Raw genomic sequence first — 13647 nt, forward strand, 5'->3', positions numbered from 1 at the left:
TGCGCAACGGGAGACGAACAGAGTTACGAAGGCCGGAGCGCCTGCGCAACGCCTATGTCCGTCCCCGAACAGCGTGCCGGTCCGGGTCGCCACCATTGCGGAATTCGGAGGCGGAAATGCCGTAGCGCTTGAGCTTGTCGTAGAAGGTCTTCCGCGGCACGCCGAGTGCGTCGATGGCCCCGCGCACGTCGCCGGCATGATCGCGCAAGGCTTCCCGGATGAGTTGCGCCTCGTAGCAGCCGACCCGTTCGGGCAGCGCCGCCGAAGGCTCCGGCAAGCGCGCGGACGTTGCCCTGGCCTCCTCGTCGGGCCCGAGGCCGAGCGCGACGCGGTCGGCAAAATGCGCGAGCTCGCGCACATTGCCCGGCCAGTCATGCGACTGGAGATGGTCGCTCACCGCGGCATTCACCGCCGCGACCGGGCGGCCGAAACGCTGCGAGGCCTTGCCCAGGAAATGCCCGAACAGCATCGGGATGTCGCCGCGCCGCTCGCGCAGCGGCGGGATGCGTAGCGTCACGACGTTGAGGCGGAAATAGAGATCCTCGCGGAAATCGCCGCGCTGGTCCGGCCGGCCTAGATCGACCTTCGTTGCCGCGACGACCCGCAGATCGAGGCGGCGCGTTTCGTTGGAGCCGAGCGGGGTGAGGCTGCGCGTTTCCAGCACCCGCAGCAGCTTGACCTGTAGCGGCGGCGGCATGGATTCGATTTCGTCGAGGAACAGCGTGCCGCCGCTCGAATGCTCGATGCGACCGATCCGCCGCCGCTGCGCCCCGGTGAACGCGCCCGGCTCGTGGCCGAACAGTTCGCTCTCGATGACGGTCTCCGGCAGAGCGCCGCAATTCAGCGCCACGAAAGGCTTTGCGCGGCGCCGGCCCCATCGGTGCAGGAGATCCGCCACCACCTCCTTGCCGGTGCCGGTCTCGCCTTCCACCAGCACGTCGACATCCATGTCGGCGATCTGACGCAAGGTCTCGCGCAGGCGGCGGATGGCGGGCGCCTCGCCGATCAGCGGCAGGCCGTCGGCGGCCTGTGCGGCGGCCTCGTGCAGCCGCCGGTTCTCCATCACCAGCCGCCGCTTTTCGCTTGCCCGCTTCAGTGCCTCGACAAGGCGCTCGCCCGCATAGGGTTTCGGGATGAAATCGTAGACGCCGTCCTTGAGCGCCGCCACCGCGAGATCGATATCGCCATGCCCGGTGACCAGGATCACCGGTATGTCGATGTCGATCGCCCTGATGCGATCGAACAGCTGCAAGCCGTTCATGCCGGGCATGCGGATATCGCTGACAACCACGCCCTGGAAATCCCGGTCGACGGCGGCAAGCGCTGCCTCCGCGGCCTTGAACGCGATCACGCTGAAGCCGGCAAGCTCGAGCATTTGCGTGGTGGCGTGAAGCAGATCCGCGTCGTCTTCGACGAGCGCGACCAGCCCTGATCCCTCAGTCATTCAATTCGCCTCAGCTCTATGGTGAAGGATGCGCCTTTCGTGCTGCCCGGATCGAGGCGCAGCGTGCCGCCCAGTTCCTGGGCGATCTCCTGCGAGATCACCAGACCGAGGCCAAGCCCCTTTTCCTTGGTGGTCTGGAACGGCATGAACAAATTGCCGGCCGCTTCCGGCCCGAGGCCAGGTCCATTGTCGCGCACCGAAACCAGCACCCTGTCGTCGCGCTCGGCAAGCTCGATCTCGATGCGCGGATCGGGCCGGTCCTTCAGGGCATCCAGCGCATTCTGCAAGAGATTGACCAGGATCTGCTCCAGCCGGATGCGGCTGGCCATGACCGCCGGCGAGGCGGTGCCGCGCGGCTTGACGACGGTCACGCCGGAATCGCGGATGCGGCCGGACAGGAGCGACAGCGCGCCGTCGATCGCTTCGCGCACCGGCAGCGGCGAGGCGGCGACGCCTGGCCGCCGCGCGAAACTGCGCAGCGTGCTGGTGATGGCGCCGATGCGCTCGGTCATCGACACGATCGATGTCAGGTTGCCCGAGACGGATTCGACTTTGTCGCCATGCAGGAAGCGGCCGGCATTCTCGGCGTAGGTGCGTATCGCCGCCACCGGCTGGTTGATCTCATGCGCGACGCCGGCGGCGATCTGGCCGAGGATGGAAAGCCGGTTGGCCTGGGCGAGGTCGTCGCGCAGTCGGCGGACCTTGGCCTCGGCGTTTTCGCGCTCGGCGATCTCGCCGGCAAGGGCCGTGTTGGAGCGGGTCAGTTCCGCCGTTCGCGTGCTTACCCTGCTCTCCAGTTCAGCATTCATGCGCGCCAGCGCTTCCTGCCTCACGCGGCGCGCACGGCGGCGCCTGAGAAGCACGTAGGCAAGTAAACCCGTGAACAGCAGCGCCAGCAGCGTGGTCAGGCGTGCCGTGTTGGCGGCCGACGTCAAAGCGGCATCGGCAGGCGTGAGCAGCCACAGACGCCAACCGGGAACGGCGCCGGGCAGGTCCTGCGCCACTTCGACGAACTGGCGCGATTTTCCGGCATTGTCGATTGTCGCCAGGCCGTCACCGGCACCGCGTCGTATCGGCAGCGGTTCGAAGCCGGTTTCGGCAAGTTGAAGCTGCGCGTGAGCTGTCGCGGCATCCGCGGCCGAGAGCGGCGCAAGCGCGTGGAACCGCCACTCGGGCCGGCTGGTCGCCAGCACGACACCGCGCTCGTCCGTGACGAAGACGACAAAGCCGCTGGAGCGCCAATTGGCTTCGACGCCGTCGAGTTCGACCTTCAGTACGGCAACGCCGAGCGGCGTCTTGCCGTCATCGACGCGGCTGGCGAGATAAAGTCCCGGCCTGCCGCTGATCGTGCCGAGGCCATACTGGCTGGCGGCGCCCTTGGTCATGGCGTCGGTGAAATAGTGGCGGAAATTGTAGTCGATGCCGACGAAGCTGCCCGGCTCGCCGGCGTTGCTGGCCGATATCGCGATGCCTGCCGTGTCGATGACATAGATGGCGGATGCCGAGGCATCGGCGGCAATGGCCCGGAGCTTGTCGTCGAGCGCCGTCTCTTGCGTTTTGCCGGCCCGGCGCAACGCGTCGCGCACGGCATCGTCGCGTGCCAGCACCAAGGGAACGAGACGCTGCTTTTCGATTTCGCCGGTCAAGGTGCCCGCCGCCAGCGGCAAGGCTGCCAGTGCTCCGTCGCGCAGATCGCCGGCAGCCTGGTTGGCGGCAAGGCGCCCGGCAATCGCGACCGCCCCCGCCAGCATTGCCAGGCCGATCAGGAGAATGAGCCAGCGGCCGTCACGCAGCCTGGCCATCGCTTCGCGCAGCAGGTCGCGGCCGGCGAACTCCGGGGATGCGCTATCGGTGTCTGCCTGCGGCGTCTGCCCTCTCCACCGTTCGCTGTTCAGCAGCCACTGTAATGCGAAACTCCGCCCAGGCAAACAAGGGTGAGTGCGGAAATCCGCACAGGCCTCCATTGAAACGGGGACAAAACCGCCGGAAATCCAGGGTTCCGGCCTTTTCTCGATCTGGCACGGCGCTTGCAAAACTCTCGACAGCGGCGAGCGACCGGAGCGCCGCGATGGGAGAAGTCTTGCGGGGCGGCGCGTGCCGTTCCCTCCGGCCAGGGAGATAGCAGATGCACATGGCAGACCAATCACGCGCGCCCGCCGCGCAGCGCAAGCCGCTTTACGCCCAACTCTACGTGCAGGTGCTGGTGGCGATCACCGTCGGTATCCTGCTCGGCCATTTCTATCCGTCGCTCGGCGAGAGCATGAAGCCGCTTGGCGACGCCTTCATCAAGCTGGTCAAGATGATCATCGCCCCGGTTATCTTCCTGACGGTCGCCACCGGCATCGCCGGCATGAGCGACCTGCAGAAGGTAGGCCGCGTCGCCGGCAAGGCGATGCTCTACTTCCTCACCTTCTCGACACTGGCGCTCATCATCGGCCTGATCGTGGCCAATGTCGTGCAGCCCGGGGCCGGCTTCAACATCGACCCGGCGACGCTCGACGCCGCGACCGTCAACAGCTACGCCGCCAAGGCGCACGACCAGTCGGTCACCGGCTTCCTGATGAACATCATCCCGACGACCATCGTCGGCGCCTTCGCCGACGGCGACATATTGCAGGTGCTGTTCTTTTCGGTGCTGTTCGGCATCGCGCTGGCCCTGGTCGGCGACAAGGGCGCGCCGGTGCTCAATTTCCTGCAGGCGCTGATGGCGCCGATGTTCAAGCTGGTCAGCGTGCTGATGAAGGCAGCCCCGATCGGCGCCTTCGGTGCCATGGCCTTCACCATCGGCAAATACGGCATCGGCTCGGTCATCAACCTCGCCATGCTGGTCGGCACCTTCTACATGACCGCTTTTCTGTTCGTGTTCATCGTGCTGGGCGCCGTCTGCCGCTACAACGGCTTCTCCATCCTGTCGCTGATCCGCTACATCAAGGAGGAGCTGCTTCTGGTGCTGGGCACCTCGTCTTCGGAAGCGGCACTGCCCTCGCTGATGGAGAAAATGGAGAAGGCCGGCGCGAAGCGCTCGGTGGTCGGGCTGGTCATCCCGACCGGCTATTCCTTCAACCTCGACGGCACCAACATCTACATGACGCTGGCCGCGCTGTTCATCGCGCAGGCGACGAACATCCACCTCTCCTTCGGCGACCAGATCCTGCTGCTCCTGGTGGCGATGCTTTCCTCCAAGGGGGCGGCCGGCATCACCGGCGCCGGCTTCATCACCCTTGCCGCCACGCTTTCGGTGGTGCCGGCCGTGCCTGTCGCCGGCATGGCGCTTATCCTCGGCGTCGATCGCTTCATGTCGGAATGCCGGGCGCTGACCAACTTCGTCGGCAATGCGGTGGCGACGCTGGTGGTGGCGCGCTGGGAAGGCGAACTCGACGAGGCCAAACTGGCCAGGGCGCTGGCGGGAACGGCCGACGACAGCCTGCCGGCGGACATCGTTCCAGCCGAGTAATCACAACGGCCGCACAGCGATAGCAAACGGCCGGAGGCATCGCTGCCTCCGGCCATTTTTCGTATGTTCACCGCGTGAGGCGGCAGGACTTGCGCACGCCGCGCAGCTTGACCTCGACCATCAGTGTCCGTCCTCGTGTCCGGGATATCTGCTCGGCCCGTCGACAGGCAGGCGGGCCGTGCCATCGGCGAACAGGACAAGGCTTGCCGCGCCGATCAGCCCGGCGTGGCGGCCGAGCTGGGCCTGAACCACCGGCACGTCGCGATAGGCGCGCATGGCGCGCTGGCGGATTGTCGCCTCTATTGCCGGAGCCATCAGATCGAGGCCATTGGCGATGCCGCCGCCGACGACCAGCACGTCGGGCGAATAGAGATGCAGGAGGTTGGTGAAGCCGACGCCGAGCCAGCGCGCTTCCTCCTCGAGCAGGGCCAGGGCGAGATCGTCCTGCAGCCGCGCTGCATCGACGACATGGCGGCCCGTCACCTCGGCATTAGCCGAGAGGCGGCGCAGCGTCGAGCCGTCGAAGGCCGACGTCGCGGCATTGGCGCGGCGGCCGAGCGCGGTGCCCGAGGCGATGGCCTCGAAACAGCCGACGACGCCGCATATGCAGCGCTCGCCTTCGTTGGTTATGGTCATGTGGCCGATCTCGGCGGCAAGACCCCGGCGGCCATGCAGGATGCGCCCGTCGACGACGACGCCGCCGCCGATGCCGGTCGAGACGGTGACGAAGACGAGCGAACGGGCGCCGTGGCCGGCGCCGAAGCGCCACTCGCCGAGCGCTGCCGCATTGGCGTCGTTCTCCAGCCGCACCGGCAGGCCGAGCCGCCGCTCGAGGATGTCGGCCAGCGGCACGTCCAGCCAGCCGGCAAGCGTCGGCGGCCCGACCGCGATGCCGGCCAGCGGATCGAGCGGTCCCGGCGCGCCGACGCCGACACCGAGGATGGCGAGCGCCGGCGCCTCGGCATGGATGGTCGCGGCGAGAGCCTCGATCTGGCCGATCACCACTTCGGGACCGGCCTGCGCCTGCGTCGGCACCGCCGCGAACGCCAGTATCTTGCCATCACGGTCGACCAGGGCGGCACGAAGCTCGGTGCCGCCCAGATCGATCGCGAGAGCGGCCTCGTTGCTCATGCCGCGACTTTCAGCCCGTGCAGCCAGCCAATGCGGCCGGCCAGATCCTTGTCACCGAAGGCGAGCGAACCAAGAACCACGGTCTCGGCACCCGCGGCACGCAGCAGCGGCACGGTCTCATGGCGGATGCCGCCGTCGGCGGCAAGAACCACGTCCGCCTCGCGTCCGGTCTTGCGCAGGATGGCGCGGGCCTCAACCAACCTGTCGCAGGCTTTCTCCGAAAGGCCTTGCCCCTTGACGCCGATCGCGGTTCCCAGAAGCGTGACGAACGCGACTTCGGACACGAAGGGCCTCACCGCTTCGACCGGCGTTTCCAGCCGCAGCACGACGCCGGCTTCGGCGCCAAGTTCGCGCGCCAGCCGCACAGCGCGCAATCCTGCTTCGCCATTCTCGGCATGGACGCTGATCATGTCGGCGCCGGCCTCGATGAATTGGCGCGTCTGTTCCCCGACGATTGTCCCGTCGACCATCAGATGGACATGGATGGGCTTGGCCGTCAGCTTGGCGATGCGAGCGACCAGATCGGGAAAGAACAGGAAGGACGGCGCGAAGTGGCCGTCAGCGACATCGATGTGGTGAAGATCGACATAGGGTTCGATGCGCCTGAGGTCGCTCTCGAAATTGGCGAGATCGGCCGACCACAGCGAGAATTCGGCGATCAGACGATCGCGCGGCAATGCGGCGATGGCGGCCGGGCCTGAAAGGAGTTTCGAGATCATGACTGGTCCTGGTTGTTGAAATTTTTATCGAGAAAGCCGCCGATCGCGGCACGGATTTCGGCGAAGTGGCGATCCTTGTCGGTGGCCTTTGGTGTCACCTCGGTGAAGATCGCGTTGAGGATTGTCTTCGCCAGTTCGCGCGCAATCGCCAAGGGATGGACGAGATCGACGCCGCTTCCGACGACGAGTGTGGGGATTGAGAGCGCAGAGGCTGCGGCCCGCGAAACGCCGGGCCCATCGCCGGCGATTGCCCGCATCATTTCGGCGAAGTCCGCTGCATTGTCGCGTTCGAAGAAACCGAGCAAGGACGCTAGATTGTCGGGTGCCTCGGCGCGGAACCGGGCCGCCGTGGCCGAAGCGGCAAAGATGGCGCGCGCCTCGTTCGGCGGGCGGTTTCGGATGAGCTCGGCCACTTCCGCATAGGGACGCATGTTTTCAGGTGCAGCGTCGAAGGCCCAGGCCGGACGGACCAGCACCAGGCCGGTGACGCGCTCGGGATGCCGGACGGCCAGGCGCAGCGCGATCGCCGCACCCATCGAGATGCCGCCGGCGACGAAGCGTTCGATGCCGGCCGCATCGGCGGCGGCCAGCACGTCGTCGGCGAACATGGCGATCGAAAGGGGGCGCTTGTGGCCGGCACCGGAGCCGCCTTGGGCCCGGCATTCGACGGTGAGCCGGCGTCGCGACGGGCCGTCGGGAAAATTCTGCGCCACCTGGGCGGCGTCACCGCCGAGACCGTGCTGGAAGACGACGGAAAGCCTACCTTGCTCCGTGTCGAAGATACGAAGCGCAGCATCGTCGCGAAGCATCATTGTCGGTGCGACGCTCATCGGAGCAGCCCGCGCAGAAACGCGGCGACGGCGGGAGCTTCGTCGGCCGACAATCCGTGCGTGACAAGCGGGCCATCGAATTTCACAGCGTTCAGCCGCGCGACGAAATCCGGAAAATCGACAATGCCCTCCCCTGTTGTGGCGAAGCGGCCGTCGCCATGCCTGTCCTTGGCATGCGCCATGGCTATATGGGCAGCGGCCTCGTCGATCGCCGCCGCGACGATGGCGCGCGCCTCGCCCGGCGTCGCATGCTCGAACAGGTTCGCCGGATCGAGCACGACCTTCAGATGCTTCGAGCCCATGTCGGCGATCAAGCGGGTGGCATCCTTCGCCGAGGTGACGATGTTGGCCTGTTCGGGCTCGATGCCGAGATCGACGCCTGCCCCTTCGGCCAGCGCCAGCGCCTTTTCCATCTCAGTGGCCATGTCGGACCAGGCGGCCGGTGTGGCGTTGTCGGGATGATAGGCCCATTGGTCGGCTGCATTGCGCGAGCCGGTGCAGAGCGTGACCAGCGGAATGTCGAGGGCGGCGGCTGTATCGATGACGACGACAAGGCGGCAAAGACCATCGTCGCGCACCGCCTTGTCTGGATGCGCCATGTTGTAGGTGCCTGACAGGGCGGCGAGCGATACGCCTGTTGATCGGGCGGCGGCGCGAATGGCCGGAATGGCTGCGTCAGGCACCGCATCGGGCATCGACGGCAGGCCGGCGCAAGCGAGATTGAATTGCGTCGTCTCATAGCCCGCCTGCCGCACTGCTTCCAGCACAACAGCCGGCTCGGTGCCCGCAAAGGTCTTGGCGAAGATGCCGAGACGCATCAGACCGCACCCGAGACCGAAGCGAGCTCGATCCGCTCGCCGGTCTCGACGGAGCGGGCAATGGCGACCATGGCGCGGATCGAGGCAATGCCGTCCTCGACATTGGCACCGCGCATCGGCGCGCCGTTCAGCACCGTGTCGGCGAGACCTTCCAGCTGGCGGCGGAAGAAATGGCCGTCGGCGCCGAGCGGTTTTCGCGAGGTCGCGTCCTTCTCATGGAAGATATCGACCTCGCTGGCGCGGAAGTACCAGGGATTGAACGTCTTGGCGATGACGGAGCCGTTCTCGCCATAGAGCTGGAAGCCCTCGTGCCAGTCCATGCGTACGGCGACGGTGAGATCGAGATGGCCGAGCGCGCCGCTGGCGAACTCGGTCTCGACGAACCAGCAATAGGCGCCGAAGCGTTCGTTGAGACGGGCGCGTACGGCCGTGATCTCGCCGCAGAGGAAGCGGGCCGTATCGACCAGATGCGAGCCGTGCGCCAGCATGAAATACTGCCGGAGATCCGCCTTCGGATTGCCGGACGGTTTCTTCGCCAGCTTGCTGGTGACAGGCAGCGGCTGCACCGCATCCGTATTGGTGTAGCGGTGGGTGGAATCGCAATACCAGGCCTTCAGCGCCAGCACCTCGCCCATTTCGTCGCGGACGAAGTCGCGCGCCGCCTCCAGCGCCGGATCGAAGCGTTTCATGTGGCCGACCTGCAGGATCCTGCCGGAGCGTTTCACCGCCGCCGCCAGCGCCTCGCCTTCCTCGACCGAAGTTCCGATCGGCTTTTCGCACAGCACATGCTTGCCGGCGTCGAGTGCCTTGATCGACATCGGCACGTGATAGGCGTCCGAGGTGGCGACGATGACCGCTTCCAGCTCCGGATCGGCGAGCAACTCGTCATAGTCGGCATACATCTTCCGCGGCTCGTAGGTGGCGCCCATGCGGGCGAGCAGGTCGGGCGCGGCGTCGCAAATGGCGTAGAGGTCGGCATTGACGGCCTTTGCACAAGATTCCAGATGCGCGAACTGCGCGATGGGGCCGCAGCCGAGCACGCCGACCCTGAGGCGCCTGTCCTGTTTCCCGATCATCGTCTCAGGCCCCGTAGCCGCGCATCGTCTGGCGGTTGGTCTTGACCGCGCCGGCAGGATCGGCCGCGGCCGTGTCGGATTCTTCTTCCAGCACCAGCCAGCCGTTGAAGCGCGGCGCAGCACCGACGATCTCGATCACTTCAGGCGTGTCGCAGACGCCTTTACCCAGCATCGCCCAATCACCCTTGGCGTCGACGTCCTTCAGATGGATGTAGCGGATGCGGTCGCGGTAGGTGGTAAGCGTATCGGCCATGTCCTTGTGGCCGCGCAATATGTGGCCGGTATCGGGCACCCAGCCGACCAGGTCGGGTTCGAGCAAGGCAAAGATCGCGTCGTAGTCGGCGCGGTCGAACAGCAGCGTGTTGTGGTGCGAACTCGGATGCACTGCGACCTGGACGCCGGCCTTGCGCCCGAGCTCGCCGGCCCTGTTGTAGACCTCCGCGGCGATAGCGAATTTGTCGTCGCGCGAGCCGTTGGAGACGACGGTCGCCGAGCCCATCGAGACAAGCGCACCTGGGAACGCGGCAGCGAAATCGATCCAGCGCCTCGCGGTTTCGAGATCGGCGCCGATCTCGTCCTTCAGCGTGAAGCCGCTTTTCGAACCGAAGGCGAAGGAGACCAGCGTCAGGCCGGATGCTCCAAGCGCCGCGGCGAACTCCGTCGGCTTGCCTGCATAGCGGCCGATCATGGTGTCGGTGATCTCGATGCCGGCATAGCCGCCATCGGCGATCGCCTTCAGGAGATCGTCGGGGCCGCCGGTCCAGGCCTTGCCGAGCATTTCCCAGGTGAAGGTCTGGCAGCCGACCTTGAGCTTCGTCTTCGTCATGTTGTTCATTCCTTGACGCCGCCCTGGGTTTCCTTGGCGCCCCTGGGTTTCGCATGGTCTATAAAAATTTTACGCGCGTCAATATTCAAAATGTTGTATATCGGCTTGCGGGGAGTGATCCGTTGCCGGCGCAATGGATCCGGCAGAGCGTGGCCGCATCGGAGGAATGACACAGAAAATGCACGGACGATCGAAGACGAAGCTTGGGATCGGCGTCGTCGGATGCGGCAACATCTCGATGACCTACCTGCGCAATGCCGCCCTCTTCGGCAGCATCGAGCTGCGCGCCTGCGCAGACATCTCGGCCGACATGGCGGCGCTGCGGGCGAAGGAATATGGCATCCGCGCGCTCGGCGTCGACGCCATGCTGGCCGATCCCGAGATCGATCTCGTCCTCAACCTGACCATCCCGGCTGCGCATTTCGACGTTTCGCTTTCGGCGCTTTCGGCGGGCAAGCATGTGTTCACCGAAAAGCCGCTGGCGACCTCGGCCAGCGACGGGCGCCGCCTGGTGTCGGAGGCGGCCAAGCGAGGGCTGCTGCTCGGCTCGGCCCCCGATACTTTCCTCGGCGCCGCCGGGCGGCGGGCGCGCCGCCTGATGGATGAAGGCGCCATCGGCCGCGCCGTGACCGGCACAGCCTTCATGATGGGCCGCGGCATGGAGCACTGGCACCCCAACCCACAATTCTACTACCAGCCGGGCGGCGGCCCGGTGTTCGACATGGGCCCCTACTATCTGACCATGCTGGTCAATTTGCTCGGTCCCGTCCAACGCGTCATGGCAATGGCGACGCGGGGCCAGCAGGAGCGGCTGATATCAGCCGAGGGACCGTTCAAGAACACGACCTTCAAGGTCGGCACGCCGACCAACGTGCTGTCGCTGCTCGAATTCCGGTCAGGCGCGACAGTCACCTTCGGCGCCTCATGGGACGTCTTCAAGCACTCCAACCATCCGATCGAACTGCACGGCACGGAGGGCTCGCTGCGCCTGCCCGACCCCGACACGTTCGGCGGCACCGTGTCCTTGTCCGAGCGCGGCGCCGAGTGGAAGGATTTCCCCAGCGAGGGCGAACTCTACGGCGCCCGCAACTGGCCCTATGCCGCGCCCGACCGCGCCAACTATCGCATGCTCGGCGTCGCCGACCTCGTGCGTTCGCTCGCGACAGGTGCCACGCCCCGCGCGTCCGGCACTCTGGCGCTGCATGTGCTGGAGATCATGGAGGCGATCCTGCACTCCGGCGAAACGAAAAACCCGGTCGCCATTGCTGGCGATGTCGTCCAGCCGGCCCTACTCTCGGAGGACGAGGCGCGCGACCTGCTCGCCTAGATGCAATCATGACGGAGATTGCGATGACGCTCGATCCTGATGCTCTGCGTGCCCTGGAAATCGGCCGCGCGGCCGGCGGTGCGCCGTTCGAGAACGGCAGCGTGGCGGCGGCGCGGGCCGCCTACAACGCTTCGTTCCCGGCGCAGCAGGGCGAACATGAGCCGGTCGCGGCGACGTCGCAGCGGCAGATCGACGGACCGAACGGCCCGGTTCCGATCCGCATCCATCGCGGCATCGGCGCACCGCGAACCGGCGCGCGCGCCGTGCTCTATCTGCATGGCGGCGGCTGGGTCATCGGCAATCTCGATTCGCATGACGAGATCTGCCGCTGGCTGGCCAATCTGGCCAATGCCCTCGTCGTCTGCCCCGATTATCGACTGGCACCAGAGCACAAATTCCCCGCCGGGCTCGAAGACTGCGCGGCAGCGCTCCGCTTCATCGCGCAAGACGCCGGGGATCTCGGCATCGATCCTGCCCGTATCGCCGTTGCCGGCGACAGTGCCGGCGGAAACCTTGCCGCCGTGCTGGCACTGCTCGCCCGCGATGGGCAAGCACCGCCGCTTGCCGCCCAGATCCTGATCTATCCCAACACCGATGCCCGCCAGACGGCGGACAGCTACCGCCGTTTCGGCAACGGCTTTGGACTGACCGCCGCCACCATGGCCTGGTTCCGCGACCACTATGTGCGCACCCCGGACGACATCAAGGACTGGCGCGTTTCGCCGCTGCTGGCACCGAGCCTTGCAGGCGCGGCGCCGGCGTTTGTCGTGACCGCCGGTCACGATATCCTGGCCGACGAAGGGACCGCCTATGGCGAACGCCTGCTTGCTGAAGGGGTGCCGCTGGTCCTGCGGCACTGGCCGGGCCAGATCCACGGCTTCGTCTCGATGGGCCGCTACATTCTCGCCGCGCGGCAAGCGATGAGCGAGGCCGCGGCCTGGCTCCAATTGCAGACGCGCGCTCAGGCCGACTGACGCATCACCAGGGTCGCGCCGAGCTTGACGTTTCGCACGAGGTCATGCGCGGGCGGGCGGGCCTCGTCGAGCAAGGCCAGCAAGATCTCGACGCTGCGGCCGGCCATTGCGGCGAAGTCCTGCGCCATGGTGGTGAGCGGCGGACAGGTGTAGCGGCTCAACGGGTGGTCGTCATGGGCGGCGACACGGAAGTCGCAATCGGGCTTGCGGCCGATCTTCAGCCCGCGCGTGAAAGCGGCCGACATGATGCCGAAGGCGAGCCGGTCATTGGCGCACAGGATGGTGCGACCAGGCAGGCCTCCCTTGTCGAGCGTCCTTTCCATCCATTCATGGCCGATCCGCTCGAAGTCCCAGGTGTAGTCGCGCGCCGCGTTGATGACGACAGGCTCAAGGCCGGCGGCCCGCATCGTCTCGATATAGCTTTGCAGTCGCTCGCCCGAATTGTGGTTGACGTGCGGGATGTCGACATACACCGGCGGCTCGCCGGACCGGCAGAGATAATCGACCATGATCGACGTGCTCTGGTGGTTGTCGTTGCCGACGAAGGGCGTGTCACCCTCGATATAGGTGTCGAAATAGACGATCGGGATGTCTTTGCCCATCCGTTCGAAGACGCCCGGCTCGGAGACCGATCCCAGCGGGGCCACGATGGCGCCGGCCACCTTGAGCGAGGTGAGCGTCTTGACCGATTCCGACTCAAGCCTGGGCGAACCGTGCGAGGAGATGACGATCGGCCAAAAACCCTCGTCGCGGCAGCGCAGTTCAATGCGGCTGACCATCTCGGCATAGAACGGATCGGTAATCGCCGGCACGACGATGCCGACATTGCGGGTGCGCTTGCGGTTGAGATTGCGGGCGAAGAGGTTCGGCTGATAATCCGAGGAGCGAAGCGCGGCCTCGATGCGGGCGCGCGTCGCCGGCTTGACGCTCGTCGGATCATCGAAATATTTCGACAGGGTCGGCCGTGACACGCCGCACGCCCGGGCGAAGTCATCCATCGTGCGGTGCGTCTTTTCCGCCATCGATATTCAGGGTCCCTTGCCCTCGC

Annotated in this window: 12 protein-coding genes; 3 read left to right on the top strand and 9 right to left on the bottom strand. The window is 66.3% G+C overall.

Annotated features, from left to right (window positions below; genetic code table 11):
* Nucleotides 1–52: 52 nt before the first annotated feature.
* Both LB541_RS02550 and LB541_RS02555 read right to left on the bottom strand, forming a co-directional pair.
* Nucleotides 53–1444 (bottom strand): sigma-54-dependent transcriptional regulator, encoded by a 1392-nt coding sequence (locus LB541_RS02550; protein ID WP_140672699.1) that lies wholly within the window; start codon nt 1442–1444, stop codon nt 53–55.
* Complete coding sequence (locus LB541_RS02555) at nt 1441–3246, bottom strand: sensor histidine kinase (RefSeq protein WP_140672700.1); 1806 nt, start codon at nt 3244–3246, stop codon at nt 1441–1443. Before LB541_RS02555 ends, LB541_RS02550 begins: the two co-directional genes overlap by 4 nt.
* A gap of 323 nt (nt 3247–3569) precedes the next feature.
* Between LB541_RS02555 and LB541_RS02560 the strand changes: the two genes are divergently transcribed.
* Complete coding sequence (locus LB541_RS02560; protein ID WP_140497716.1) at nt 3570–4898, top strand: dicarboxylate/amino acid:cation symporter; 1329 nt, start codon at nt 3570–3572, stop codon at nt 4896–4898.
* A 120-nt stretch (nt 4899–5018) separates the two neighbouring features.
* On the opposite strand, the gene LB541_RS02565 is transcribed toward LB541_RS02560, so the two are convergent.
* From LB541_RS02565 to LB541_RS02590, 6 genes are read right to left on the bottom strand one after another with little or no spacing between them, the layout of a single operon-like run.
* On the bottom strand, nt 5019–6029 hold the full coding sequence (locus LB541_RS02565; RefSeq protein WP_140520914.1) for an ROK family protein: 1011 nt from the start codon (nt 6027–6029) through the stop codon (nt 5019–5021).
* Entirely contained in the window at nt 6026–6748 is a 723-nt protein-coding gene (locus LB541_RS02570) for a ribulose-phosphate 3-epimerase (protein WP_140520915.1), read from the bottom strand. Before LB541_RS02570 ends, LB541_RS02565 begins: the two co-directional genes overlap by 4 nt.
* Nucleotides 6745–7578, bottom strand: a complete 834-nt coding sequence (locus tag LB541_RS02575; RefSeq protein WP_140520916.1) for an alpha/beta fold hydrolase — start codon at nt 7576–7578, stop codon at nt 6745–6747. Before LB541_RS02575 ends, LB541_RS02570 begins: the two co-directional genes overlap by 4 nt.
* Nucleotides 7575–8396: a sugar phosphate isomerase/epimerase family protein gene (locus LB541_RS02580; protein ID WP_140520917.1), complete on the bottom strand. Its 822-nt coding sequence runs from the start codon at nt 8394–8396 to the stop codon at nt 7575–7577. Before LB541_RS02580 ends, LB541_RS02575 begins: the two co-directional genes overlap by 4 nt.
* A complete protein-coding gene (locus LB541_RS02585) occupies nt 8396–9472 on the bottom strand; it encodes a Gfo/Idh/MocA family protein (protein ID WP_224617760.1) in 1077 nt (358 codons plus the stop codon). Before LB541_RS02585 ends, LB541_RS02580 begins: the two co-directional genes overlap by 1 nt.
* A 4-nt stretch (nt 9473–9476) precedes the next feature.
* On the bottom strand, nt 9477–10298 hold the full coding sequence (locus tag LB541_RS02590; protein WP_140520919.1) for a sugar phosphate isomerase/epimerase family protein: 822 nt from the start codon (nt 10296–10298) through the stop codon (nt 9477–9479).
* A gap of 178 nt (nt 10299–10476) precedes the next feature.
* Here LB541_RS02590 and LB541_RS02595 point away from each other — a divergent pair, with 178 nt between their 5' ends.
* Both LB541_RS02595 and LB541_RS02600 read left to right on the top strand, forming a co-directional pair.
* Nucleotides 10477–11625: a Gfo/Idh/MocA family protein gene (locus tag LB541_RS02595; RefSeq protein WP_140514586.1), complete on the top strand. Its 1149-nt coding sequence runs from the start codon at nt 10477–10479 to the stop codon at nt 11623–11625.
* A gap of 8 nt (nt 11626–11633) precedes the next feature.
* On the top strand, nt 11634–12599 hold the full coding sequence (locus tag LB541_RS02600) for an alpha/beta hydrolase (RefSeq protein ID WP_411969763.1): 966 nt from the start codon (nt 11634–11636) through the stop codon (nt 12597–12599).
* Here the strand turns inward: LB541_RS02600 and LB541_RS02605 are convergent.
* Entirely contained in the window at nt 12587–13621 is a 1035-nt protein-coding gene (locus tag LB541_RS02605; protein ID WP_140497700.1) for a LacI family DNA-binding transcriptional regulator, read from the bottom strand. The two genes, LB541_RS02600 and LB541_RS02605, sit on opposite strands and share 13 nt — an antisense overlap.
* Nucleotides 13622–13647: the final 26 nt, after the last annotated feature.

This window comes from Mesorhizobium sp. BR1-1-15, assembly GCF_020165475.1.
GTDB lineage: Bacteria > Pseudomonadota > Alphaproteobacteria > Rhizobiales > Rhizobiaceae > Mesorhizobium.

Bases quoted from the DNA above. Each gene is read 5' to 3' on its own strand.
- LB541_RS02570 (WP_140520915.1), bottom strand. From the start codon at position 6,748: ATGATCTCGAAACTCCTTTCAGGCCCGGCCGCCATCGCCGCATTGCCG.
- LB541_RS02585 (WP_224617760.1), bottom strand. From the start codon at position 9,472: ATGATCGGGAAACAGGACAGGCGCCTCAGGGTCGGCGTGCTCGGCTGC.
- LB541_RS02590 (WP_140520919.1), bottom strand. From the start codon at position 10,298: ATGACGAAGACGAAGCTCAAGGTCGGCTGCCAGACCTTCACCTGGGAA.
- LB541_RS02555 (WP_140672700.1), bottom strand. From the start codon at position 3,246: ATGGCCAGGCTGCGTGACGGCCGCTGGCTCATTCTCCTGATCGGCCTG.
- LB541_RS02550 (WP_140672699.1), bottom strand. From the start codon at position 1,444: ATGACTGAGGGATCAGGGCTGGTCGCGCTCGTCGAAGACGACGCGGAT.
- LB541_RS02560 (WP_140497716.1), top strand. From the start codon at position 3,570: ATGCACATGGCAGACCAATCACGCGCGCCCGCCGCGCAGCGCAAGCCG.
- LB541_RS02600 (WP_411969763.1), top strand. From the start codon at position 11,634: ATGACGGAGATTGCGATGACGCTCGATCCTGATGCTCTGCGTGCCCTG.
- LB541_RS02575 (WP_140520916.1), bottom strand. From the start codon at position 7,578: ATGAGCGTCGCACCGACAATGATGCTTCGCGACGATGCTGCGCTTCGT.
- LB541_RS02565 (WP_140520914.1), bottom strand. From the start codon at position 6,029: ATGAGCAACGAGGCCGCTCTCGCGATCGATCTGGGCGGCACCGAGCTT.
- LB541_RS02580 (WP_140520917.1), bottom strand. From the start codon at position 8,396: ATGCGTCTCGGCATCTTCGCCAAGACCTTTGCGGGCACCGAGCCGGCT.
- LB541_RS02605 (WP_140497700.1), bottom strand. From the start codon at position 13,621: ATGGCGGAAAAGACGCACCGCACGATGGATGACTTCGCCCGGGCGTGC.
- LB541_RS02595 (WP_140514586.1), top strand. From the start codon at position 10,477: ATGCACGGACGATCGAAGACGAAGCTTGGGATCGGCGTCGTCGGATGC.